We start from the raw sequence: 25,694 nt of genomic DNA on the forward strand, positions 1-25,694 counted from the left end.
CGATCGAAACAGTTATGCAAGATTTTATTATTGTATCCCGGCATTTTGGCAAATCGTATTTTTTAAATCAGCGGCAACAAGCTGGCATGACCGCCTATTTCTGGTCCTTGGAGCAAACTCAACTGGCACGTTTTAACAGCTATGCCTTGGCCTATCAATTTTATTTTCCTTCACGACATCTGTTAATTCACAGTGACATTGTGCAGCTCGGGGCAAATGATGAGCCCTAAAATCGCTGTATATGGAGAAGCTTCTGAAGCATGGCCACGGGTGCAATATATCGCGCCAGATCATCAAAAGGTCTATGTGGTGGGCGATATTCACGGTTGCTATACGCTATTGATGCATCAACTTAAGCAACTGCAGTTTGATTTTGAAAAAGATCTGCTAATTGGCGTGGGAGATTTGATCGATAAAGGCCCGGAAAGCTGGCAATGCCTGCAGTTATTGCAACAACACTGGTTCAGGATGGTACGCGGCAATCACGAGCAGTTATGTATTCAGGGGAGTCAGCATCCTTATTTTAAAAAGCTGCATCAAAAATATGGCGGAGAATGGTTCTACCAGTTAAAACCACAACAACAGGCCCAGATTATCGCGTGTCTCAAACAATTGCCTGTGTTGATCCAGTTGAATTTTGCTCATAAAACAGTGGGCATCGCACATGGCGATATTGGCGTAGATGATTGGAACCTGCTTAAGCAAACCCTTGAGTTAAGCGATCATGCCGATCAGGCCAGTTATGCCCCTGTATTATGGGGAAGGTCAAGAATCAGGGATGAGCAAAAATATGGCCAGGTCCGCAATATTGATGAGATTTATCTGGGGCATACCATTGTTGCCGAGGTGCTGCAAAAACATAATTGCTTCTTTATTGATACAGGCGCTTATCAAAGCCAGCAGTTGACAATCCTGCAGGTCAGTCCTTAAATCCCGAATCGACCTAAACCTCATATATTTTTTACCTCAATTACCAAATTTTCTATTTCGATTAGCAAAATGCCTTAACCTTAAGATTAAAATGAGATTAATTCTCATTATTATTGTTATTTTTGTTGATTTTGATTATGATGCCTTGATTTTTTAAGGCTGATTTAAGCTTGGTCAGGTTTGCCATTGGCATTACCAGATCAAATACCATGCACATGAGATGGGGTGTTGCATAGGTTATCGGCTAAATCATCCGTATTTTCATGGCTCTATATAAAGGTGGACATCATTTCCGTTGATGTCATTTTGTCCGGTGTTGTTTATGTCTATTGAAGCGTCTGTACCCTTGGTGAGCAGCACAAGGGTGGTAAAAAAGAAGGTTGCACCGTCCTCATTGATTCGATATCGATTGATGATTTTTTCACGTTTTGTACTCGCAATTTTTGGGGGCTATTATTTTGCTGCGATTGCGGCAATGCTGATCGGTTGCTTGTTTTCATCTGAGCCATCCAGAGCGAATGCGGTTTTTAGTGCAACCATGCTGGCTTTCGTGGTGCATTGCATCCTGTTTATCTGGATATTCATGGTCAACTCGACCCTGAAAGTCTGGTTGGGCGTCATTATTCCTAGCCTGATCATGACCGTCATGTATGGCTTGTTAAAAGGGTAAGCTCATGCGTGTTGATGGTAAAAATGAAGGCCCACGCCAATCGATGTCATGGTTACATACCTGGACCAGTCTGTTGCTGGGTTGGTTGCTGTATGCAGTTTTTCTCACAGGCACACTCAGTTTTTTTCAAAATGAAATCACGGTGTGGATGAAACCGGAGCTGCATCAATCAGTAAATACAACTTCGCAGCAACAACAATTAACTTATGCCTTGCAATATTTAAATCAGAAAGGCCAAGCTGCCGAGAGCTGGAATATCCGGTTTGCCAATGAAAGACAGCCTGCGATCATGCTGAATGTCCGCAAGCCGGGTGAGGGACGTCGCCGTGGCGGCGAAATCTATCTGGATGCGCAAACGGGGCAGGAAATTAAAGCCAGAGAAACCCGGGGTGGTGGTTTCCTTTATCGCTTTCATTTTGAACTGTACGGTATGCCGCGCATCTGGGGGCGCTGGATTGTTGGTATTGCAACCTTGTTCATGTTTGTTGCGATTATCAGTGGCATTATTACCCATAAAAAAATCTTCAAGGATTTCTTTACTTTCCGTCCAGCCAAAGGCCAGCGTTCATGGCTGGATGCCCACAATGCAACCGCCGTGTTTGCCTTGCCTTTTCATCTGATGATCACCTTTAGTGGGCTGTTGTTATTGATGCATCTGTTTATGCCATGGGCAATGAACACGCACTATGGCAATGTCCGGAACTTCTACCAGATTTTAAATGAACCTGTAGCGCAAACACCTGAACAGGCACGTTTACTGGCAGAGCAGAAACAGAAACAAGCCGCAGAAGAAGGACGTGGCAATCGAGGTGGTGGCCGTGGTGCCGAAGCTGAACAAGTCGTGCCCAAGCTTGCAGCAGCACCCATGGTCAACCTAGTGGCATTAAGCCAGCAGGTTCAACACGGTTGGGGGGATAATCCGATTGCCTCGGTTCGGGTGAATCAACCGAATACGGTAAAAGCGGATGTACAATTTAATGCAACCCATGCCACGACCTTGCTGGATCGGGAAAGTGTACCGTCACTCAAGTTTAATGCGCTAACAGGACAACTGATCGATGAAGCCCAGCCTGTAAATTCAGCATCCAAAGCTATTTATACCTTGGTGACATGGCTGCATATGGCACGGGGTGTCGATTCGGTCTTACGCTGGTTATTATTTCTATCAGGCATCTTAGGCACGATGATGATCGCTTCCGGATTGATTTTGTGGGTGGTAAAACGTATTCCAGAGGTACAAAAACTAGGTTATAAATCCTTTGGCCATCGTGTGGTTGAGGTCCTGAATATTACGGCGATTACAGGGCTACCGATTGCCTGCGCAGCGTATTTCTTTGCCAACCGTGTTATCCCTGCCCAACTCGCAGAGCGTTCGCCGCTAGAAATTAATGTGTTCTTTAGTGTCTGGTTATTGTGTTTGATACATGCTGCTGTTCGGGCACATCGTGTAGCGTGGCTAGAGCAACTTGCGTTGGCGGCTGCCATGTTCCTGTTTATACCGTTTTTAAACGTTTTTACTGGTGGACAGGCCTTATGGATGAGTATTTATCATGGACAATGGATGATTGCCAGTTTTGATCTGGTCTGCATTATTTTAGGTCTGATTTTTATCTATTCTTATTACAAATTAAAGCGTTATCAAGGTCTACCTGTTAAGCAGAAAAAACAGCCTAAGGCTCAGTTGGCACAGGAGCAGGCATGATGGCAGCATGGATGTTGTGGTGTGTTGCCGTGGTGGCGCTATCGAGTCTGGCGTGTGGAATGAATAAACATCAGCGCGATATCTTTAGCTCTCCGGTTTCAGCACAAATGAGTCGGGCTTTTGAAATTGCAGGCTGGGTCATTCTACTCATTTCTGCGTTGATCATGATTTATGTGAAAGGTGCTTCAATCGGTTTATCCGAATGGTTGGGATGTACCAGCTTTGCGGCTTTGGCAGTGGGACTTGCATTGACCTACCAGCCTAAAAAGCTTTTGCAGACTAATCTGATCGTGATAGTTCTATTTGCGCTGCTACTGATTGTGACATTGAGGTAAAGCTGGGGCGCATGGCGTTCAACCAAAAGAGCAAACAGATGTTTGCTCTTTTTATGTCTGGACTAAAGGACCAGTTTACGGGGGGATATTCCCGGTTAAAAGTTAGCGACCTTGGTGTGCTTGCCTGATCCATGGCAGCAAGATAGCTTGGCTATTGCTGAGACAAACAGAAAGCTGGGCAGAAATTTGTTTAACTGCCCACATGCAGCATTACGGTTATTGATGATTTTATTTTTGGATTTATTACTGCAATCATTACGATTTCTTTGTGTATTATTCTTGAGCAGGCCGCAATTCCAGTTTCGGTGTCATCTCCATGCGTTTATGTAAAATTTAGTAGTTAATCAAGCAAATAGCGATCTGATCTGTAGAATAAAAAACAGTCATTTTATTCAAGAATTAACTTAAACATAAAACAACTCAGATCTTTATTTTTCCTCTTCATCCCAATCTGAGATAAAGGAGCAAACATGATTGTACTATTAATATTGCTTGGTCTACTGATACAACTCTTTGTGATTTGGGCTCTCTTTTATTTTGAAGCCAGTCGAACTGTCGGTAGTGTGCTGGCAATTGTCACTGCGATTTTGTGTAGTGTGCTGATTACCCCATGGAGTCTGTTACTGGGCGTACCTATTATTATCGCCAGTATTATTCTGCTGATTACGCCATTGCGTGATGCTTTGATTAGCCGACCTGCTTTTAATGTGTTGTCCAATGCCATGCCGAGTATGAGTACCACTGAACGAGAGGCTCTGGATGCCGGTACCAGCTGGTGGGAAAAAGAACTATTTATGGGGGCGCCGGATTGGGAAAAGTTTGATCAATATCCTTATCCCGTGTTATCGGCAGAAGAACAGGCTTTTTTAGATAACGAAGTACAACAGCTGTGCTCAATGTTGGATGAGTGGAAGATTCATCATCAGGACAAGGACCTACCGCCAGAGGTGTGGCAATTTATCAAGGACAATGGCTTCTTGGGGCTGATCATTCCAAAATCATTTGGTGGCAAACAATTTACCCCCTTTGCGCAAAGTCGCATCATGAGCAAAATTGCTTCCCGTTCACTGACTGCTGCGGTGAGCTGTATGGTACCCAATTCGCTTGGGCCAGGGGAGTTACTGCTGCACTATGGTACAGAGGAGCAAAAACAACGTTATTTACCCGGGCTTGCTAATGGTAGCGAAGTGCCTTGTTTTGGCCTGACCAGCCCTGAGGCTGGTTCGGATGCTGGGGCGATCCCGGATACTGGTGTGGTGTGTCATGGGCAATATCAAGGCCAACAAGTATTAGGCCTGAAAATGAATTTCTCCAAGCGCTGGATTACCCTGGCTCCGATTGCAACCGTGATTGGTCTGGCCTTTAAGTTATATGATCCGGAAGGTTTGCTGGGCGATAAAACTAAAGTGGAATATGGCATTACCTGTGCCTTGATTCCGGCTGATCATGAAGGCATTCAGATTGGGCCCCGCCATAATCCGGGTGCACCATTTATGAATGGTACGGTTGAAGGTCGTGATGTATTTATTCCTTTGGACTGGATTATTGGCGGTCAGCAAAATGCAGGTAAAGGCTGGCGGATGCTGATGGAATGTCTGGGTGTAGGACGTGGTATTTCGCTGCCTGCTTTGGCAACTGCAGCAGGGGAAATGAGTTATCTGCTGGTCGGGGCATTTGCCAGTATTCGTCAACAGTTTAAAATTTCGGTTGGGCATTTTGAAGGGGTACAAGAGGCGACCAGTGATATCGCCAGTGATGCTTATATGCTGGAATCATTCCGTTATCTGGTGACCTGTGGTTTGAACCAGGGCGGAACCCCTGCGGTAATGACCGCCATGGCCAAATACTATGCCACTGAAACCATGCGTAAAGTGGTTAATCATGGCATGGACGTGGTGGGTGGTCGGGCGATTCAGTTAGGCCCACGTAACTTCCTTGCCCTGACTTATCAATCCATTCCCGTTGCCATCACCGTAGAGGGGGCCAATATTCTGACCCGTTCTCTGATGATTTTCGGTCAGGGCTCAATGCGTTGCCATCCTTATCTGTTTGAAGAGTTGCAGCTGTTACAAGCTGAAGATAAAGCGGCTGCTTTTAAGGAATTTTCGCCATTATTGTTTAAACATCTGGCCTATACTTTCAATCGCGCCGCCAAAGCACTGGCATTTTCGATTACGGGCGGTTCAGATGAGGGCTCTAAACAGGCCGATGATTTTTCGAAAGCCTATTATAGTAAAATCAACCGTTTCAGTGCCGATTTTGCCTTAACCGCCGATATGGCACTGGGAATTCTGGCGGGCGATTTAAAGCGTAAGGAAATGCTGTCTGGACGTCTGGCGGATATTCATGCGCATTTATTTATTGCGACTGCAATCCTGAAATATTATGAACAGGGTCAACGCACCGAAGCAGAACAGAAACATGCCGAATTAGCCCTGAATAAAGCCCTGTATCAGGTGCAAGAAGCCTTCTTTGGCTTCTATGATAATTTTCCGATGCCGCTTGCCGCTGCTATGGTGAAACTGATCTGTTTCCCATTTGGCCGTCCTATTGCAGCGCCGTCAGATCAGTTGAAGCAAGAGGTCGCGCAATTGATGATGCAGGAACATGCGTTCCGGGAGCAGTTGAAGCAACATGTCTATTACAATACGGATGCCAACGATGTGATGGGACGGATGGAGTCTACTTTCCAAAGCCTGTTACAGCTACAACCGTTGTGGAACAAGTTTAAAAAAGCCGAATCCAAAGATCAGTTTAGCGGTCTCACCTTTGAAGCGCATATTGCCAATGCAATCGAGACAGGTTTTATCACTACAGCTGAGGCGGAGTCACTTTTAGACTACAATGCCAAACGTTATGACAGTATGTTGACGGATATTTTTGATGAGCATTTAGTCGATGACCTGCCGTTGGAAAATCCTCATCTTCGCAACTTATGATTGAATCGTGTAAGCACAGCTTGAAGCAGTCCTGAATGTATCTGAGATGAAGCGTCATCTACGCCTCTTTTGCTTATGTTCAGGGCTGTTTTCATAACAGTCTCGAGTTTTTAAGCTCATCTGTTATATTTTTTTTGGAAAACTCTGTGTCTTTTTTTGTTCTGTTACTTCCTGCACTATAACAGTATGAGTTGAGCAAAGCCAAAGGTGCCGATATGAGTTTTTTGAAAAAAAAGAATAATGCCAGTTTTGTATTCTTCATTATTACACTGTATGCCTTTTTGGGCTTTGGTATTGGTTATGTAATCTGGGAATATCTGTTATAGGCTCGGGCGCTGTCCGGTTTTTACATGCAGAGCTGGCTGATTCAGTTCCCAGTTTGAGATGGCATATTTCTATTCTTGTGATCCAGTTAAACCATCGAACCAGTTCTTCGATGGTTTTTTTATATCTTTAATGGGTTGTTCTAAAATAAAAACGAAATGTTTTAACAAGATGGCTGTGTTGTTGCTGGATATTTGGCATATTAGAAGCAGATGCGCAAGAACAGGAAAACTGGCTGGGTGCGCGATGCGGGTTAATCAGTCTGGAGCTTGAGAAAATGGGGCGATATGAGCAACTATTGGCCAAATTGGTGCTGCTTGGCTTTATTCTTTTCAGCTTGTCGGCCTGTCAGTTGGTGAAATTGCAGCAACGAAGTTTAAGCGCCTCCTTAACCGATAAAACCCAGACCATTCTGACCCGATCCCAGTTGAGTGATGCCACACAAAATAACTTGCTGCTGTCCGGAGTTCCGGTCGAAGCTTGTCTAAGTCAGCCTGAGCAATGCGTACAAACATTACAACAGAAACTGGCCGATAGTCCTGAACAGCGTTATGCCGCTGCCAGTGAGATTTATCTGGCACGGGCCCTGCAACTCGGTCAGGAGAAAAATTGCCAGATTACATTGGCTCAAACGTCGCATTCTGCACAGCAAAACCGCTGTCTCGATGAAGTCTTAAGTTTGCTTGATCAAAGTGTTCGCTTTAGCTTTGCCTATTTATTTGCAACGCCCTCTACGCCACAGAAACGTATTTTTGATCAACGCCAGATCCAAGTTCGGCTTTTTTACAATGTCGCTCTGTCACGTTTGATCACTACGGCCTATTTACGGCATCGATTTACCCGCTTTCCTCAGCAGTTACAGATTAACCAGCGACATTACCAGTTCAATTTTGATCATTATCCGGAATTGGCGAACACCGATATCCAGTTATTGCAGTCCAGCTACAATATGCGGTTTTCCGGATTTTACAGTGTTAACCGATGCGATGGTCTGGGATCGGAATTTGTTCTGGTGGCCAAAAATCAGCAGTCTTTAAGCCCTGATTATATTTATGATCCTGAAAGCTATTATGCCGGTAAAGAAAATCCTTATATTCATGCGGCCAGATATCTGTCGGTCACCGCCGTGGCTCAGCCTGCACCCAATACTTCGGTCGAGCAGTTACTTGGTACGGCTCCCTTGCAGATCCAGCTGATCGATCCGTTCCGTTATGAGCAGCTTCAGGTGGCACAGCAGGACTATTTACTTACTGCCAATTATTCAGCACCTTATGGTCTGTGGCTGGCTGAAAACAATCTGGGAGGAACCGGCTATAAAACCCTGATCGATCGCAAAGAGCAATTCAGCATGCCACATCTGTTCATGCTGGAACCCTATAATCCAGATAAAAAAATCATTATTTTTATTCATGGGCTGGCCAGTAGTCCAGAAGCCTGGATCGCCTTGACCAATGATATCCTGGGAGATGACAGCTTACGTCAGCACTATCAGGTCTGGCAGGTTTTTTATTCCACCAACATGCCGATTCTTGAGAGTCGTGCCCAGATTTATGCTTTGTTAACACAGGCTTTTGCCATGCATGATCCGCATGATGCTGCCATGCAGGATGCGGTACTAATCGGACACAGTATGGGGGGCATTATCAGCCGTTTGCTGATGGGGCAGGGCGACATTCGCCAGCAGGCCGTCGAGGCGATCCAGAATGATAAGGCGCATGACTTTATTTTTTCTGCTGCGGTGAGCAAGCGTTTTATGTTCCGTCCGATTGAAAATATTAACCGAGTGATTTTTATTGCCACCCCTCATCAAGGAACAGCCTACGCAGATCGCTGGTTTACCTTGGCTTTGCGCAAGATAATTCATTTACCGGCCAAGTTCTTAACGGCGGCTGAGCTGGCGGTGGCAGACCACAACATCAATATTCATCAAATGAAGAAAAATCTGGCAGCGGGGATTATCGAAAACGGTCCCAGTGATTTAAGTTATCAGTCCAAATTCATGAACATGACTCAGGCCATCCAGCCAGTACAAGGGCTGGCTTATCACTCCATCATTGGCAATATCACCCGGCATCAGGAGCCAGATAAAATGACCGATGGTATCGTGCCGTATAGCAGTTCGCATCTGTCAGGTGCCATCTCGGAAAAAGTCATTCAGGGCGGGCATTCGATTCAGGAACAGCCCGAAGCGATTCTTGAGTTAAGACGGATTTTAAAACAGCATATGCAATTGTATCCGCTGGTGCCACCCGCACAGGCTGTTAAGAATTAACGGTCTTGGTATTTTTCAACTGAAGCGGCGGTTGATCGAGTAACCACTGAATGGAGGCATCGAACAGTTTGAGGCCATCTTCTGAAAGATTGGTAAATGTCTCATTATTAAGAAAGAACATCAGCCGTTTTGCTGGTGCCAGCGATTCATAGTCCATGGTTGCACCTTTTTCATAGCCCCAGATAGCCACTTTTTCTGGTTGCCCATATATCGTTGCAATAATGGTCGCGCCTAATCCCGGCTTGCCCCAGCTCATGGGTGCCTGTGCTTTATAGACGTTGCGCGTTCCCGCAGGAAGATGCGCAGAGAGGGAATGCGGTGCATTGACCAGCCACAAGTAACGTTCTTTTTCGACTTCACCAAAATCGGTATCAATCCTCTTGCCGGTCATGGCCAGATCATCGAGATAATCATTTTCCCAAGTCATCAGTGGAATGGGGAGTTGGCGCCAGCCTGTTTTTAAATTTTTGGATGCAACCGTTGAAGAAAGGATGACCAGATCAGGCAGGTTTAAGTCGCTTGGCGAAACCGATTGATCCAGCATCTCGACATGGTAACCTTTGCTTTGCAAGTATTTCTGAATGGCAATATCGGTACTCGCTGACGCACTGTTCAGTTGTGAGATCAGCACAATTCGGGTTTGAGCATACGCAGTAGAGCTCAATAGCAGGCCAAGCAACACAATGACAGAAAGAAACGTTTTCATCTTGATCTCAAACAAGGGCAGTGAACCCATCACTGCCTTGACTCCATAATTAGAATTTAAAAGTGGCACGCAATAGTGCTTGGCGAGCGTCACCTTGTGATACTGCCAGATTATTGACGCTGGCTGTATAGTAGGTTTTATCGAAGATATTATTTAAATTAAACTGGAAGTTCACTGCCTGTTTGGCAATGGTGGTGTCATAGCTGATAAAGGCATTAGCCAGTGCATATTCAGGTAGGTCAAAGGTATTCTCTGAGTTACCGGCACGTTTACCGACATAATTACCGCTCAAGCCCAAACGTAAATGACCATTGTAGAGTTCGCCATAGTTATAAGCCAATGCCAGAGACGCCGTGTCTCGTGCGACATTATTTAAACGATTACCTTGCAGACCGGTTTCATCTTCAGTGACTTTGGCATCGGTATAGGCATAGGTCAGGGTGGCGTCGAGTTGATCGGTTAGACGGCCTGTGAGGTCGAGTTCAACGCCTTTGGAACGGACTGCACCTGTGGTGTGTAATTCTACTTCTTTGCTGGATGGGTTGGTGATTTTGGCAAGCACATTACGCTTTTTAATATCGTACAGCGCAAAATTGGCCTTAATACGGTCATTGAATTCGTATTTTGCACCAACTTCATAAGACTTGGCTTGTTCCGGTTGGACATCCGAGTCAATTACGGCATTGCCCCCTAAAGGTGCAATCGAGGAGTTCGGTTTGAGTGATTCGGTATAGCTGCCATACAATGAAAGCTGGTCGTTCCATTGATAGACCAAGCCTGCATGCGGCAGCCAGGCATCATCATTGGTATTGGTATTTTCCTTAAACGGTCTGCTGCGCCCAGCCGTTTGCTGATAATGTAAGTAACGCCCGCCGAGTACGGCAATCCATTTTTCATTTAAGTGAATCGCATCCTGCAGATAAAAACCATAGGTATGCAATTTATCAGTTTGATCACTATCGTCATTGCTGATCTGACGAGATGCTTCCACAGCGCCAAAATCCGGATTTAAATAATCTAAAGTTGAGTTAGCTCCACGAACCATATCAGGACGGAAATATTTGCGGTACTCAATGTCTGAACCGATTTGAATATTATGTTTTAAACCGAGCAGATTGGCTGAGCCATTGAGATAGGCTTGGGCATTACTGTCTACGCTTTGTGCATTTAAGGTCGCATCGGTACGACGCTTCACCGTATGATTCTTGGTATCTAACGAGGTGACGCGTAACTGGTTGGCATCATAAGTTTCATAATTGTAGGTATAGCCGAAATGAGCTGACCAAGTATCATTAATTTGATGATCTACCAGCAATTGCGCCAGATGATCTTCACCTTTCATCTGGTTAAAGGCTTCATCCAGACGCTGGTATTTTGAGATCGGCAACGCTTTTTTAGTGTTGAGATCAAAAATGGTGGAGCGATCAAAAGGGACATCAAAATGACGATATTGATAGCTGAGATTGACTTTGGTCTGACCATTATCCCATGCCACCGACGGCGCAATTAAGGTCTGTTTGAGATTGCCAAAATTACGCCAATAGTCTGCATCAGAATGATCGACAATAAAACGATAGGCAAAGTTACTGTCATTAATTGCGCCTGTTGTATCCAGACTTGCACCTAAACCATTTTTACCGGCCGCAAAGCTTGAACCATAGATGGCCATTTCGGTTTTCTGGGTCATTTCAGGTTTTTTAGTCACTACATTGACCACACCGCCGGGGTCCATAATGCCGTAAAGTAGGGAGGCTGGGCCTTTTAACACTTCAACCTGTTCAACCGCCGCATTCATGGTACGACCTTGTACAATCGGCATGCCATTCACGGTAATTGAACCATCACGGTTGTCACCAAAACCACGTTTCATCACCGTATCTTGAGTGCCGCCCAAGGTGTTGCCTTGAGTAATACCGCTGACTTGGGTCAGTGCATTATCCAGATTCGCAGGCAGATAATCTTTGACATATTGTTTGGAAACCACATTGACCGTTTGAGGCGTCTCCAGATTGTTGTGCTTACCTCTTAAGATCGATGCGGTTTGAGTTCCGATATAGCTCGAGTTAGATTCCGCTTGTACTTTGATGGTGTCTAGCTGTGTGATTTCTGGCGTTGTTATGTCTGCCCAGCTCAGCACAGGAAGACAAGACAGAAGCAATGAACCGCTATATTTTAAAATTTCAATTGTGATGAGATTTTTACGCGGAGAAAATGCAGACATAAGAATACCTGAGCGATAGCGAAAAGCGGGTAGAGACTGGAAAGAAACGACTTTCAATTGAATGACAATGTTGGCCAATACAGCGATAAAAGCGTGCTCAGTATATTTAAATAGGAATCATTTACAAGAACTTGTTGGAAAGATATGCCCTTGGAAAATTAACAGATTGATAATGCATGAGTTATTTTTAAATTTTTATTCGGTCGTGTATCGACAATAGAACCAGAAAATAAAATGATTTAATTTATTGAAATTCATAATGAACTTATATTTTTGGAAAGGGTACAGTAAAAAATAAATGAATCGTATTCATACTGTTATATTGAAATAAATCATTTTATTCATACTGACTTGTTCGGTAGGCTACATTGATCAAATAGGATGAGTTACATAAAGCATCGCCATTTTTAAAAATAATGATATCGAGTGAACGCATGGAAGAATTAGGCTTTTCGATCATTGATCCGCATATTCATCAATGGGATCCTTATCACACACCGCATTCTGCTGCTGTATTGGTAAAAACTTTAGGCAAATATCCCGCTGTCATGGATCGCGTAGTGCGTTTGGTCAAACCCAAGCCTTTATTAGAGACTTTAGGGATAACCCGATACGCATTGAATCCTTATTTACCCAAGCATTATCAACAGGATAGTGCTTTATTTCCTGTAGAGAGCGTAGTGCATGTCGAAGCGAACTGGCATCATCACACAGGCTTTGGTGTGGTGGAAGAAAGTCACTGGATCAAGCAATTAGAGTTTAATCGTCACGGTTTAAAGCTGGGTGCCATCGTTGCTGCGGCTGACCCAAGAGACCGAAAGTTCAAAGACATTCTTAAAGCGCATCAGCAGGCGAGCCCACTCTTTCGGGGCATTCGTAAAATGGCGGCCTGGCATGAGGATAGTGGTATTTATCGATGGTGTGATCGGCCGCATCTTTATCGTGACAAGAAATTCTTAAAAGGTTTTGAACAGCTGGCAAACATGGATCTATCTTTTGATGCATGGGGGTATTCCACACAGTTAGCAGAAATCACCAGTCTGGCGAAACAATTTCCTGACACCCGGATTGTGGTCGATCATCTGGCGACACCCGCTGGCTTGTTTGGGGCCGTGGGTAAGAAAACGGGAATTACAGCATCGCAGCGTGAGACCATTTTTAAACAGTGGCAGCAGGACATTGCCATGCTGGCTGAACAGAAAAATGTCTATGCCAAAATTTCAGGCTTGATGATGCCGGTATTAGGACATCGCTTCTACCAACACAAACGCACTGCGACAACTGCTGAAATCGTCAATTTACTGACCCCCATGATTCAACATGCCGTTCAGGTCTTTGGCGTCAACCGCATTATGTATGCGTCTAATTTTCCGATGGACAAAGTCAATGCAACACTCAGTAATCTGGTTCAGGCTTATATCCAGATGTTTCGTCCCTATGGTGAACAGGCAATGCGCGCCATGTTTAGACAAAACGCAGCCCATTTTTATCAACTTCATCTAGAGTCTAGCCATGAAAAATTTTAATCAGAAAGTCGCAGCCATTACCGGTGCAGGGTCAGGGATTGGTCGACAACTTGCAATTTTACTGGCACAGCAAGGCGCACATTTGGCTTTGAGCGATGTCAATGAACAGGGATTAGCCGAGACCAAAGCCTTGTTACAGCAATATCCTGTCAATGTCACCCTGACACAGCTGGATGTTTCTGACCAGAACGCAGTTCGTGAATGGGCAGAACAGAGTTTTAAGACACACGGCAAGATCAATCTGATTTTTAATAATGCCGGTGTAGCACTGGCGAGTACCGTCGAAGGGATGGATTATGAGGAACTGGACTGGATCTTAAAGATTAACTTTTGGGGTGTGGTTTATGGTACCAAAGAATTTCTGCCTTATTTAAAGCAAAGTGGCGAAGGGCACATTGTGAATATTTCCAGTCTGTTTGGCTTAACGGCTCAACCGACCCAAAGTGCCTATAATGCAACGAAATTTGCAGTTCGTGGTTTTACCGAGTCATTGCGCCAAGAGCTCAAGCTGCAACACAATGGCATCAGCTCGACCTGTGTGCATCCTGGCGGGATTCGAACCAATATTGCCAATAGTGCACGTATGAGTGACAGTATTCGGGCTTTGGGCATGAATCCAGCTAAAGCCAGTCAAGCCTTTAACAAAGTGTTGAAAACACCACCTGAACAAGCTGCCAAAATTATTCTTGAAGCTGTGAAAGCAGATAAAGCACGGGTACTGATTGGAAATGATGCCAAAATCATTGACCTGATCCAGCGGATTACGCCAAGCCACTACTCACATGCATTGAGTTTCTTTAGCAAGAAATCCAAGAAAAAACGGGCTTAAAAGTCGGAATGATATGCATTAAAGTGAAACTGATATCCAATAGGAATCAGGTGACTTTGTTGTTGGGACTGGCATAAAAGAAGATGTAAAGAATGCTCTTTTATGCCGCTCCAGCTTAATTCAGACTCTCTACAATATTGATCATCACATCAGCACAATCTTTACGGGCCAGGCGTGCTTTCAAATATTCTTCTGAATGGTAACAAGCCTGCGCTGTTGCTAAGTCAGCAAATTCAATAATGACATGACGCTGATATTCTGAACCTTCCAGGCAAGTCGAGTTACCGCCTCTGGCAAGAAACTTTGCTCCATATTTTTCAAAAGCATGCGGTGCCAAGGCCATATATTGTTGATATTGCTCCAGATCATGGATGGTAACGTGAGCAATCCAGTATGCAGACATGCTTATATCCTTATGTAAGTTAAGGCTTCATCGGCCTTATGGTTCCGTTTTCGTAATTAACTATTCAAAATATTTTTTGCTACAGATGCCGCTTCTGCAATATGTTCCGCAACAGCTTGCTTGGCTTTATTGGCATCTTTATGTAAGTAGATGGCTTCACACATATTTTTGATTCGTTGGTAACCTGAAATTTCACGTTTGCTGGATTTCATGGTCATGGCGCGAAGACGGCTAATGCGGCCATTCAAGCGTTGCACCACTTCCCAGGCAATATAATGTTTTGCGGTGGTAAAAATGGTTTCATAAAGTTTTGCAGAGGTGGCAATAATTAAATTGATATCATCCGCGGCAAATGCCTGTTCAAGCTCTGCCAGTAAGTGCTGCAATTGCTGGGTGGTATGATCGGTCAGATTTTGGGTGCAATCTGCAACCGCACTTTGCTCGAGTAAAAGACGAATCTCATAGATTTGTGAGGCAATTTCCCAGTCCAGTAATGAAACAATCGGACCTTTATTGGGCAAGATTTCAACCAGACCTTCTGCTTCCAGATAGCGAATCACTTCCCGCACCACAGAACGGCTTACACCCAGTTCTTCACAGAGTGTCCGTTCAACCAGTCTTTTTCCAGAAGGAAAATAACCTGTAATAATGGCATTACGCACTTTATCCAGACAGAGCTCGCGTAAAGTCACAGGCGGGTTTTCAATTTTAAGATTCATAGAAATCCATCTTTCCATATTTCAGTAAGGCAGAATTTTGTTACATGTTCTTTGCTAAAAATTAGCATAGCAAACTCTTGCTTTTTTTTCATTATGTATTATGGTATACCATAATACGAATGGCAAGATAAATTCACACGCAAGGAAGAACAATGAATCTAATCCGTAAAACTGTGCTCCATGTGGAAACCACCTATATTGATGGTGGCAAAGCAGCACCCACACCTTTAAAAATGGTGGCAGCAGCAGCTGTGATCAAAAATCCTTGGGCAGGTCAGGGCTATGTCGAAAACCTTGCACCTGAGATCCGTCGTATTGCACCTCTACTGAGTGAACATTTGACCCAACTGATTCTTGATGAAGTCGGTTCTGGCGAAGCGGTACAAGCCTTTGGTAAAAGTGCTGTGGTGGGGCTGGAGGGCGAACTTGAACATGCCTCTGCACTGATTCATACCCTGCATTTTGGCAATACCTATCGCAGTGCCGTTGGTGCGAAATCCTATCTGGCATTTAATAATACCCGTGGCCCAGCCAATGCACCGATCTTGATTCCAATGATGGACAAGAATGATGAAGGGCGTCGTTCCCATTATTTGACTTTACAATTTGCAATTCCAGATGCACCTGCTGCTGATGAGCTGGTGGTGGTGATTGGTGCTGCGACAGGTGGTCGACCACATCATCGTATTGGAGATCGTTATCAAGATTTGGAAGAGTTAGGTCATGATCTCAAAAACCCTGCAGCTGTCAAATAACCGCATTGCTCATTATTTTGAGCAGGGCGAGGGAGAACCGCTGGTTCTGATTCATGGTGTTGGGATGCAAGCAGCAGCATGGTATCCACAAATCGAATTCTTCTCGAAACACTATCGGGTGATTTCAGTGGATATGCCAGGCCATGGACAAAGTACCAAATTAGCAGATGATGCCCAGCTACAGGATTTTGTGGACTGGACCATCGAATTGATTATCGCTTTGGATGTTGGCGCTGTGAATTTGGCAGGGCACTCCATGGGATCACTAATCACTACAGGCGTCAGCGCAACCCGTCCTGATTTAGTCAAGCGTATGGCTGTGCTCAATGGGGTTTATAAGCGTTCAGCGCAAGCAAAAGATGCCGTGATTCAACGCGCCGAAGCGTTAAAAACAGGTCATATCGATATCGAGACCCCATTACAACGCTGGTTTGGTCAGAGTGAGGTTGAACGTCAGGCTGCCTCAAAGGTGAAATCCTGGTTACAGCAAGTGGATATGTCGGGTTATGCCACTGCGTATGCTGCCTTTGCACAAGGTGATGCAGTGTATGCAGATCAATGGCCAAAAATAGGATGTCCTGCCTTGATTTTAACAGGTACGGGCGATCCTAACTCTACTGCGGAAATGGCAATACAAATGGCCAGTCAGGCAAAAAAGGGTAAGGCGATCGTGATTGAGAATGAGCGTCACATGGTCAACCTGACGGCTCCGGATCAAGTCAATAGTGCAATGCAAGCGTGGTTGGAAACCAGCGTCTAAGTTGCTCAATGAAGGAATATGGCAATGAGTGAAATGGATACAATAAACAAGATACGTGAACTACGTGATGCTTTTGGCTCTTTTATGACGGGCGTTACCGTAGTGACGACCTGTAAAGATGATGGAATGCCATTAGGATTTACCGCAAACTCTTTTGCTTCGGTGTCTTTGGACCCAGCTTTGCTGCTCGTCAGCATTGCCAAGACATCAAGCAATTATCAATACTTTGCAAATACAAAACACTTTGCCATCAATATTTTGGCAGAAGAACAAAAGGATGTGTCGAATACCTTTGCCCGTCCAAGTGATGACCGTTTTGCAAATCTTGCATGGACAAAAAGTGAATACCAAAACCCGGTTATTGATCATGTCAGCGCATGGTTTGACTGTTCCACCTATCAAATCGTTGATGCAGGTGACCACGCCATTCTGATTGGTAAAGTTGAAAATTTTGCTTCGGCAGGTTTTGCAGGTCTTGGTTATTATCGTGGTGCCTATTTTACGCCAGCGAAATCATCGACCGATGTCATTTCAAGCATGAAGGTGATGATGATGGCCTTGATTGGTCATGAGAACCAGATTCTGCTGGAACAAACTGCGGACCATAAATGGACTTTGCCACATCTGGTGGTCGACAAAGATGGTGCGGAAAAAGCCTTAGAAAAAATCTTTGCAGCTTATCAACCTGATGCATCAGCAAGTTTTATTTATTCCGTGTATGACGATGTGACGACACAGCAGCAATATATTGCGTTCTTGTGTAATACCCCGGTTGCAACTGCATATAAAGGTCAATTCATCGATTTGAATGATCTTGAGCAGCTCACTTTTGTAGATGGGGCTTTGCAAAGCATGTTGATGCGTTATCGCAAAGAAAATTATCTTAAAACTTATGGTGTTTATTACGGTAATCAAACCAGTGGTACGGTTCGTCAAATTGTTAAAGAGGAAGTTTAACTATGCGTTTTTCATTATTTGTACACATGGAACGTGTTTCTGATCAGCAAACGCAGAAACAGCTTTATGATGAGATGATTGAACTGTGCCAGATTGCGGATCAGGGAGGCATGCATGCGATCTGGACGGGTGAGCATCACGCCATGAATTTTACCATTGCACCGAATCCGTTTATTAATTTGGCTGATCTGGCCAATAAGACCAAAAATGTGCGCTTGGGTACAGGCACAGTGGTTGCTCCTTTCTGGCATCCGATCAAGTTGGCAGGCGAAGCGGCCATGACCGATATTATTACCAACGGTCGTTTAGATATCGGGATTGCACGAGGCGCTTACTCATTTGAATATGAGCGGATGGTCCCGGGGATGGACGCATGGAGTGCAGGGCAACGTCTGCGTGAAATGATTCCTGCCATCAAAAATCTCTGGAAAGGCGACTACGAACATAAAGGCGAGTTTTGGCAGTTCCCAAAAACCACCTCCGCACCACAACCTTTACAACAGCCATTCCCTCCAATCTGGGTGGCGGCACGTGATCCAAATAGCCATGAATTTGCAGTACAGAATGGTTGTAATGTACAGGTCACACCGTTGCATTTTGGCGATGATGAAGTTGAGAAACTGATGGGGCATTTTAATGCCGCTTGTGAAAAGTTTGCTGATATTCCACGTCCGGAAATTATGTTACTCCGCCATACTTATGTAGCAGAGAGTGAGGCAGATGCACAAGTTGCAGCAGAAGAAATTAATGCCTTCTATAATTATTTTGGTGCATGGTTTAAAAATGAGCGTGAAATTAATCAAGGTCTCATCGCACCAATCAGTAAAGAAGAAATGGCTCAACATCCTTTCTATACGCCAGAAGCAATGCGTCAAAATAACGTGATTGGCGAAGCGCAAGAAGTGATTGACCGTTTAAAAGCCTATGAGGCGATGGGATATAACGAGTATTCATTCTGGATTGATACTGGAATGAGCTTTGAACGTAAAAAAGCCTCGTTACTGCGTATGATCAATGACGTGATGCCTGCATTTGCATAGGAGAGAAGAGCATGACTTCTCAATTCCAGTTATATATTAATGGTCAATTTGAAGATGGTGCTGCCCAGTTTGACAGTATCAATCCGGCAACAGGACAAGTCTGGGCCAAAATGCCGGAAGCACGCCGTGATGAAGTGAACCGTGCTGTGGCAGCTGCCACTCAGACTTTACAGGATAATGCCTGGGCGGGATTAACGGCTTCTCAACGAGGTAAACTGCTTTATAAACTGGCAGAGCTGATTGAACAAGCGGCGCCACAACTGGCTCAATATGAAACCAGCGATACAGGCAAAATCATTCGCGAAACTTCAAGTCAGATTGCCTATATCGCTGAGTATTATCGCTATTACGCAGGCATTGCCGACAAGCTTGAAGGCAGTTATTTACCGATTGATAAGCAGGATATGCAGGCCTGGACAATCCGCGAACCTGTGGGTGTCATTGCTGCAATTGTGCCGTGGAATAGTCAGTTGTTTCTCTCGGCAGTCAAACTGGGGCCCGCTTTGGCCGCTGGATGTACTGTTGTACTGAAAGCATCAGAAGAAGGACCAGCACCGTTACTTGCTTTTGCGCGTTTGGTGCATGAAGCCGGTTTTCCAGCAGGTGTGGTTAATGTCATTACCGGTTTTGGCCCCGAATGCGGTGCAGTGTTAAGTAGTCATCCAGATGTTGCACATGTGGCATTTACCGGTGGTCCTGAAACAGCACGGCATATTGTGCGTAATTCTGCTGAAAATCTAGCAAAAGTATCGCTTGAGTTAGGTGGCAAATCTCCGTTTATTGTATTTGCTGATGCGGATCTGCAAAGTGCGGTCAATGCTCAAGTCGCTGCAATTTTTGCGGCAACAGGACAGAGTTGTGTTGCAGGTTCACGGTTACTGGTTGAGGCAAGTATTAAGGATGAGTTTGTGCAGCGTCTGGTTGAACGGGTCCAAACCATCAAGATAGGTTTGCCTGAAGACCTGGCAACGGAATACGGGCCCTTATGCACATTACGTCAACGTGAAAAAATTGAGCAGGTCGTGGCTAGCTCAATTCAGCAAGGCGCAAAATTATTAACCGGCGGAAAATCATTGCCAAGAGCAGGGTATTACTATCCCCCAACAATTCTAGATTGTAGTGATGTCCCACAGGCAGATTGCGTCATGACTGAGTTATTTGGGCCAGTCCTGTCTGTGGTGAGTTTTAGTAGCGAAGCAGAAGCGGTTCAAAAAGCCAACAATACCCCTTATGGACTGGCAGCAGGTGTGTTTACCAACAACTTAAGCCGCGCACATCGTATGACCAAAGCCATTCGTTCAGGCATTGTCTGGTTGAATACTTATCGCGCCGTTTCTCCACTGGCGCCTTTTGGCGGTCATGGTTTATCTGGTCATGGTCGTGAAGGTGGAGCAGATGCCGTGCTGGATTACACCACCACAAAAACGGTCTGGTTACGGACCTCGGATCAACCGATTGATGATCCTTTTGTAATGCGATAGCGCTATAAAAGGTCGAGTTCAGGATTGCTAAATTTCAAGGATGAAAATATGAAAATACAGAACGCTGAAATTCCATAAATCTCATGCCGGGTGAGAAAAACTAGATTTTGTTGAGCATGCTTCATGTCTTGACTAGACCTCTTTTATCTTTTTTCCCGTGCTTCCATACCTATCGCTCAATAATGAGCTGAAAACAATAGAAATAAATGTCAGGTCATCCGGATATGGCACTGGCAAGGCAGGTTGTGAAACCTACGTTTACTCTCACGAATTGCTATTGAGGAAATGAGTTCCTCAAAGAGAGATTAAGGATATGAGCCAAAATGAGAAAAATGCTTTCGCGATAGAAAGTCATTCAATTGATTATGTGGGTCCTTCGGAACGTCACGGAAAAGTTCGGGATCTATTCACTTTGTGGTTTTGTACCAATATTGCACCTTTGGCTGTGATTACCGCGGTGCAATGTCCATGTTAACCTTTAACTTAAGCCTAGTTAGTGCATTGGCCGCGATTTGTTGTGGTCATTTTTTTGGTGCAGCTATTCTGGCATTGACTTCAGCGCAGGGACCACAGGTGGGTATTCCACAAATGATCCAGAGCCGTGCACAGTTTGGACGTTATGGTGCGTTACTGGTTGTATTATTTACCACGTTAATTTATCTCGGTTTTTTTATTTCCAATATTATTCTTTCCGGCAAGACACTGCATACCGTTGTACCAGCGATCCCTGTGGCAACTGCGACGGTGATGGGGGCGATTGCTGCAACCATGATCGGTATTGTTGGCTATCACCTGATTCATAAGTTCAACAAGATTGGTACCTGGTTTATGGACGGTTCATTGTTAATCGGTCTGATGATCATGATTCCGCATATTAATGCAGAGGTCTTGGCCAAAGGATCGTTTAACCTGAAAGGCTGGTTTGCCATGTTTGGTTTATGTGCGGTCTGGCAAATCAGTTTCTCACCTTATACCTCAGATTATTCGAGATATTTGCCTAAAAGTATCGGGATTTATAAACCCTTTATCTATACCTATTTAGGCGCGGCGCTTGGCACCATGTTTGCGATGAGCTTTGGAACGGTTGCAGTCAGTATTGGCTCAAGCACCGATGCCATGGAAGCCGTTAAATCTGGAACAGGACTGTTTGGCTATGTGCTGATGATTTTATTCCTGTGTAATATTATCGGACACAATGCCATGAATTTATATGGTGCAGTGCTGTCTTGTATCACCTCGATTCAGACTTTTGCGGGGCAGTGGATGCCGAGTAAAAATGTGCGTATCAGTTTGTCCATTATTGTTTTAATTCTGGCGACCTTTACCGCACTTTGGGCTTCGAGCAACTTTATTAGTTTCTTCCTCAATGTCATTTTTGCCTTGTTATTTATTCTGGTTCCTTGGGTATCGATTAACTTGCTGGATTTCTATGTCATCAACAAGAAATCTTATGATATTGCCTCTATTTTCGCTCAGGACGGTGGCATCTACGGTAAATTCAATGCCAAAGCTTTAATCGCCTATTTCTTAGGTATTGTGATTCAGATTCCTTTCCTCACCAATGCTTTCTTTACTGGGCCATTTGCCAATATTATTCCTGATGTCGATATTTCATGGGTGATTGGTTTGGTGGTGAGCTTCGTGGTGTATTACGCCTTTAATCTTGGAAAGATTAAGTGTAATCGTCCTGCATTTAATGCAAATGCATAAGCGGAACTGAATAAGAAAGGAATCTGGAAAATGAAAAAAATTGATTTGCAGTTCGCCCTAACCACGGTTTTGCTGAGCATGATCTCGTCAAGTTATGCGGGGATCAGTTTTGGAGATGCGACAGCCGATACAGGTAAATTGACGATATCGGGTTATGTCCGTGCCAATTATCAAGACAAGGATTTTGGTGAAGCAGCCTCTGAACATAAAATACGTTTTGATGCAGCACAGCTGAAACTGGACTATGCACGTGGACAGCTATTTGGACATGCTGAATATCGTTGCTATCAATACGATACCCTATGTGATTTTTCGAGTTTGATTGATGCTTATGTGGGCTATCATCTGAATCAGACGGATCAAGTGGTGATAGGCATGCAACCGATTGCTTTTGGACCGGCACGGTTCTGGGGCAATAGCCTATATGGCAGTATCAATACCACAGCAGGTTTAGAAGATGTGCATAACCTTGGTTTAAATTACCACTTTGAATTACCCAGCGCGACTCAATTTGATGTCGGTTATTTTGCTACAGATGCAGGTCATTACGAAGGAAGTACGCGAGACTCTGGACGCTATACGGCCAATTATGTGAGCTCAAATGACAGTAGTAAAAGCGATCTACAGGAAAAAAATATGTGGGTGGGGCGTATAACGCAAGATATCTCTTTAGGGCTAACTGGCTTAAGCACCCAAGTTGGCGGCTCTTACTGGACTTCGGAAATTGAAAATAAAACCATGTCTAAAACAGGAAGACGTAACGCCTGGGCATTATTTAGCACATTTAATTATGGCAATCTGGGACTCACATTAACGGGCGGGAAAAATGATGTCACCAATAAAGACTCATTTGACTCTGCAGTTTCACTCATGGGTTCATACGACAGCGAATATTATGTTGCCAACAAAGCAACGTATTATACCGCTGATATTGGCTATGCCTTTAAAGATGTCAAACAGATTGGCAATATTACGCCTTATTTCATGCATAGCCGTTACAACAAAGATCAGGCTGGTGCACAGGATTCGACCCGTAATATTCTGGGTGTCGCAATCGACCATAAACAGCTTTCTTTGGTTGCTGAATATATCATGAGTAAAAATGATCCCTTTATTGGAGGAACTCAAGACTCACTGGCGCTGGGCGATGATGGGAAGTGGAACAAATTATTAAACCTGACATTGTTCTATTCTTTTTAGGATGAGTCATCAAATTCGGGCGACCGAAAATTTTTTTCAAGATTTATTTGGTATGCCATAATACAAGATGGAGTGGTTTCCAGATTTTTCATTATCTGTTGACCTATTCCAACGCCGATACAGGATAACGTGTATGCAACTTCAACAAATGCAATTATTCCACCAACAAGCGCTTATTGCTGGACAGTGGTGTGATGCTGACAACCAGCAAACTTCAGAGATTTATAATCCTGCGACACAAGAAATGATTGGTACTGTGCCGAATATGGGGAAAGCTGAAGCGGATCGTGCAATTCAGGCTGCTGTGAAGCATTGGGCAACGTGGAAAAATAAGACAGCTAAAGATCGTTCTATTATTTTAAAGAAATGGTTTGATCTCATGGTCGCACATGCCGATGAGCTGGCATTTATTTTAACCAGTGAACAGGGCAAACCTTTAGCAGAGGCAAGAGGAGAAATCCTATACGCTGCCAGTTTTGTAGAATGGTTTGCAGAGGAAGCAAAGCGGGTCTATGGGGATACCATTCCAAGCCCATATCCTGATGCACGTATTATTGTGAGCAAGCAGCCGATAGGTGTCATTGCCGCGATTACCCCGTGGAATTTTCCAGCAGCCATGATTACCCGTAAAGTTGCACCTGCTTTGGCAGCAGGATGTCCTTGTATTGTAAAACCTGCACCAGAAACACCTTTTACGGCTTTGGCTTTGGTTGATCTTGCTATTCAGGCTGGTATTCCAGCAGAAATTTTTAGTGTCATTACGGGTGATGCTGTGACCATTGGTGATGCGATTTTTGAAAGTGATGATGTACGCAAATTCACCTTCACTGGCTCCACTCCCGTGGGGAAATTACTTTACCAGCGTTCAGCTCAGACCCTGAAGAAAGTTTCTCTCGAGTTGGGTGGCAATGCGCCGTTTATTGTGTTTGATGATGCAGACTTAGACGCTGCGATTGAAGGGGCATTGATTGCCAAATATCGCAATGCTGGGCAAACCTGTGTTTGTGTGAATCGTTTTCTGGTTCAGGACGGTATTTATGAACGCTTCATTACCGCATTAACTGCCAAAGTGAATGCTTTTGCCATTGGTAATGGACTCGAAGCTGGAAATGAAATTGGCCCTTTAATTAATAGCAATGCCGTGAAAAAAGTTGAAGTACATGTTGCAGATGCTTTAGCCAAAGCAGGACGTTTAATTACGGGAGGCAAGCGTCATCAGGCAGGCGAACTTTTTTATGAACCGACCATTATTGCCGACGCGACAACGGAAATGGATGTTGCAACTCAGGAAACCTTTGGGCCTTTAGCTGCAGTTTTTAAATTTGAAACGGAACAGCAGGCGATAGACATGGCGAATGCGACGGAGTTTGGTCTAGCTGCTTATTGTTATACCAAGGATTTAGGACGAGCATGGCGCATGAGCGAGCAACTTGAATATGGTATGGTGGGAATTAATAAAGGCCTGATTTCCAATGAAGTTGCTCCTTTTGGGGGAATTAAACATTCAGGTTTAGGCCGAGAAGGCTCAAAATACGGCATCGAAGATTATCTTGAAATCAAATACACCTTATTTGGAGGATTGAATCCATGAGCAATGAAAAGTTTGAAAAAGGTTTAGCAATCCGTAAACAGGTGCTTGGAGAAAGTTACGTCAATAATTCAATCAACAATGCAGATGACTTTAATCTACCTTTACAGGAATTGGTAACCGAGTATTGTTGGGGTGCTGTTTGGGGACGTGAGGAGCTCAGCAAGCCAGAACGTAGCATGATCAATCTGGCTATGATCTCTGCGCTCAACCGTCCGCATGAACTTAAACTTCATGTCAAAGGTGCGCTACGAAATGGCGTGCCGAAAGAAAAGATCCGTGAAGTGCTACTACAGGTTGCAATCTATTGTGGCGTGCCTGCTGCAGTAGACAGTTTCCGGATTGCCAAAGAAGCGATTCAGGAATTTGAACAAGAAAATAACTAAAATTTTTGTTGAGCAAGCAGGCCTCAGATCCTGATTGAAATGAGGTCTGTATAAAATATTTGTTTATAAATTATCTATCTATATAAAAAACCTACAAAATATCGCCATAGATGGACTACAAATGTGCATTATTAGCGAGTACTATTTATTTCCTAAATGTTGAATCACTTTACATACCGTCAGATTATTCGGTTTCGAGGGCGGATTAGTGTAAATTATTCACTTCGCCAGAATTCTTTTT

22 protein-coding genes and 1 pseudogene are annotated in these 25,694 nt (G+C 44.3%); 19 read left to right on the forward strand and 4 right to left on the reverse strand.

Features of this window, described 5'->3' with window-relative positions:
- The first annotated feature begins 14 nt into the window (after window positions 1-14).
- From MSG93_RS00710 to MSG93_RS00745, 8 genes are all read left to right on the forward strand, one after another.
- Window positions 15-230: a hypothetical protein gene (locus MSG93_RS00710; RefSeq protein WP_262768347.1), complete on the forward strand. Its 216-nt coding sequence runs from the start codon at window positions 15-17 to the stop codon at window positions 228-230.
- On the forward strand, window positions 220-930 hold the full coding sequence (locus tag MSG93_RS00715) for a metallophosphoesterase (RefSeq protein ID WP_324619079.1): 711 nt from the start codon (window positions 220-222) through the stop codon (window positions 928-930). Before MSG93_RS00710 ends, MSG93_RS00715 begins: the two co-directional genes overlap by 11 nt.
- 322 nt (window positions 931-1,252) lie before the next feature.
- A complete protein-coding gene (locus MSG93_RS00720) occupies window positions 1,253-1,600 on the forward strand; it encodes a hypothetical protein (protein ID WP_032873115.1) in 348 nt (115 codons plus the stop codon).
- Between the two features lie 4 nt (window positions 1,601-1,604).
- Window positions 1,605-3,302: a PepSY-associated TM helix domain-containing protein gene (locus MSG93_RS00725; protein ID WP_324619082.1), complete on the forward strand. Its 1,698-nt coding sequence runs from the start codon at window positions 1,605-1,607 to the stop codon at window positions 3,300-3,302.
- Entirely contained in the window at window positions 3,302-3,637 is a 336-nt protein-coding gene (locus tag MSG93_RS00730; protein WP_324620638.1) for a DUF3325 domain-containing protein, read from the forward strand. The genes MSG93_RS00725 and MSG93_RS00730 overlap by 1 nt, the downstream gene beginning before the upstream one ends.
- Window positions 3,638-4,107: 470 nt before the next feature.
- On the forward strand, window positions 4,108-6,576 hold the full coding sequence (locus MSG93_RS00735; RefSeq protein WP_324619084.1) for an acyl-CoA dehydrogenase: 2,469 nt from the start codon (window positions 4,108-4,110) through the stop codon (window positions 6,574-6,576).
- Between the two features lie 215 nt (window positions 6,577-6,791).
- Entirely contained in the window at window positions 6,792-6,902 is a 111-nt protein-coding gene (locus tag MSG93_RS00740) for a hypothetical protein (protein WP_005229212.1), read from the forward strand.
- A gap of 275 nt (window positions 6,903-7,177) precedes the next feature.
- Complete coding sequence (locus MSG93_RS00745) at window positions 7,178-9,172, forward strand: alpha/beta hydrolase (RefSeq protein WP_324619086.1); 1,995 nt, start codon at window positions 7,178-7,180, stop codon at window positions 9,170-9,172.
- On the opposite strand, the gene MSG93_RS00750 is transcribed toward MSG93_RS00745, so the two are convergent.
- The gene (locus tag MSG93_RS00750) at window positions 9,162-9,878 is read right to left on the reverse strand and encodes a hypothetical protein (protein ID WP_324619088.1); all 717 of its coding nucleotides are present in this window, start codon (window positions 9,876-9,878) and stop codon (window positions 9,162-9,164) included. The genes MSG93_RS00745 and MSG93_RS00750 overlap by 11 nt on opposite strands.
- Window positions 9,879-9,927: 49 nt before the next feature.
- Window positions 9,928-12,099: a TonB-dependent siderophore receptor gene (locus MSG93_RS00755; RefSeq protein ID WP_324619090.1), complete on the reverse strand. Its 2,172-nt coding sequence runs from the start codon at window positions 12,097-12,099 to the stop codon at window positions 9,928-9,930.
- 434 nt (window positions 12,100-12,533) lie between these two features.
- On the opposite strand from MSG93_RS00755, the gene MSG93_RS00760 reads away from it, so the two are divergent.
- Complete coding sequence (locus MSG93_RS00760) at window positions 12,534-13,625, forward strand: amidohydrolase family protein (RefSeq protein ID WP_324619092.1); 1,092 nt, start codon at window positions 12,534-12,536, stop codon at window positions 13,623-13,625.
- Window positions 13,612-14,454 (forward strand): SDR family NAD(P)-dependent oxidoreductase, encoded by an 843-nt coding sequence (locus MSG93_RS00765; protein WP_324619094.1) that lies wholly within the window; start codon window positions 13,612-13,614, stop codon window positions 14,452-14,454. The genes MSG93_RS00760 and MSG93_RS00765 overlap by 14 nt, the downstream gene beginning before the upstream one ends.
- A 115-nt stretch (window positions 14,455-14,569) precedes the next feature.
- Here the strand turns inward: MSG93_RS00765 and MSG93_RS00770 are convergent, their stop codons facing one another.
- Both MSG93_RS00770 and MSG93_RS00775 read right to left on the reverse strand, forming a co-directional pair.
- Window positions 14,570-14,857 (reverse strand): DUF1330 domain-containing protein, encoded by a 288-nt coding sequence (locus MSG93_RS00770; RefSeq protein ID WP_032867660.1) that lies wholly within the window; start codon window positions 14,855-14,857, stop codon window positions 14,570-14,572.
- A gap of 56 nt (window positions 14,858-14,913) precedes the next feature.
- Window positions 14,914-15,576: a GntR family transcriptional regulator gene (locus MSG93_RS00775; RefSeq protein ID WP_324619097.1), complete on the reverse strand. Its 663-nt coding sequence runs from the start codon at window positions 15,574-15,576 to the stop codon at window positions 14,914-14,916.
- Between the two features lie 152 nt (window positions 15,577-15,728).
- On the opposite strand from MSG93_RS00775, the gene MSG93_RS00780 reads away from it, so the two are divergent.
- The 9 genes and pseudogenes from MSG93_RS00780 (at window position 15,729) to MSG93_RS00820 (ending at window position 25,453) form a co-directional block, all read left to right on the forward strand.
- Window positions 15,729-16,331: an amino acid synthesis family protein gene (locus MSG93_RS00780; protein ID WP_005284269.1), complete on the forward strand. Its 603-nt coding sequence runs from the start codon at window positions 15,729-15,731 to the stop codon at window positions 16,329-16,331.
- The gene (locus MSG93_RS00785; RefSeq protein WP_324619100.1) at window positions 16,300-17,091 is read left to right on the forward strand and encodes an alpha/beta fold hydrolase; all 792 of its coding nucleotides are present in this window, start codon (window positions 16,300-16,302) and stop codon (window positions 17,089-17,091) included. Before MSG93_RS00780 ends, MSG93_RS00785 begins: the two co-directional genes overlap by 32 nt.
- Window positions 17,092-17,115: 24 nt before the next feature.
- A complete protein-coding gene (gene tgnA / locus MSG93_RS00790) occupies window positions 17,116-18,048 on the forward strand; it encodes a flavin-dependent trigonelline monooxygenase reductase component (RefSeq protein WP_324619102.1) in 933 nt (310 codons plus the stop codon).
- A 2-nt stretch (window positions 18,049-18,050) separates the two neighbouring features.
- On the forward strand, window positions 18,051-19,088 hold the full coding sequence (tgnB, locus tag MSG93_RS00795; protein ID WP_062846744.1) for a flavin-dependent trigonelline monooxygenase oxygenase component: 1,038 nt from the start codon (window positions 18,051-18,053) through the stop codon (window positions 19,086-19,088).
- Window positions 19,089-19,099: 11 nt separating this feature from the next.
- The gene (gene tgnC / locus MSG93_RS00800; protein WP_324619105.1) at window positions 19,100-20,569 is read left to right on the forward strand and encodes a (Z)-2-((N-methylformamido)methylene)-5-hydroxybutyrolactone dehydrogenase; all 1,470 of its coding nucleotides are present in this window, start codon (window positions 19,100-19,102) and stop codon (window positions 20,567-20,569) included.
- A gap of 313 nt (window positions 20,570-20,882) precedes the next feature.
- Window positions 20,883-22,279: pseudogene (locus MSG93_RS00805) on the forward strand (purine-cytosine permease family protein).
- Between the two features lie 30 nt (window positions 22,280-22,309).
- Entirely contained in the window at window positions 22,310-23,479 is a 1,170-nt protein-coding gene (locus MSG93_RS00810) for a hypothetical protein (protein ID WP_324619107.1), read from the forward strand.
- Between the two features lie 133 nt (window positions 23,480-23,612).
- The gene (locus MSG93_RS00815) at window positions 23,613-25,070 is read left to right on the forward strand and encodes an NAD-dependent succinate-semialdehyde dehydrogenase (protein WP_324619109.1); all 1,458 of its coding nucleotides are present in this window, start codon (window positions 23,613-23,615) and stop codon (window positions 25,068-25,070) included.
- Window positions 25,067-25,453, forward strand: a complete 387-nt coding sequence (locus tag MSG93_RS00820) for a carboxymuconolactone decarboxylase family protein (protein ID WP_004771163.1) — start codon at window positions 25,067-25,069, stop codon at window positions 25,451-25,453. Before MSG93_RS00815 ends, MSG93_RS00820 begins: the two co-directional genes overlap by 4 nt.
- The last annotated feature ends 241 nt before the right edge of the window (window positions 25,454-25,694 follow it).

It is taken from the genome of Acinetobacter sp. IK40, from assembly GCF_035615075.1.
Lineage (GTDB): Bacteria > Pseudomonadota > Gammaproteobacteria > Pseudomonadales > Moraxellaceae > Acinetobacter > Acinetobacter courvalinii.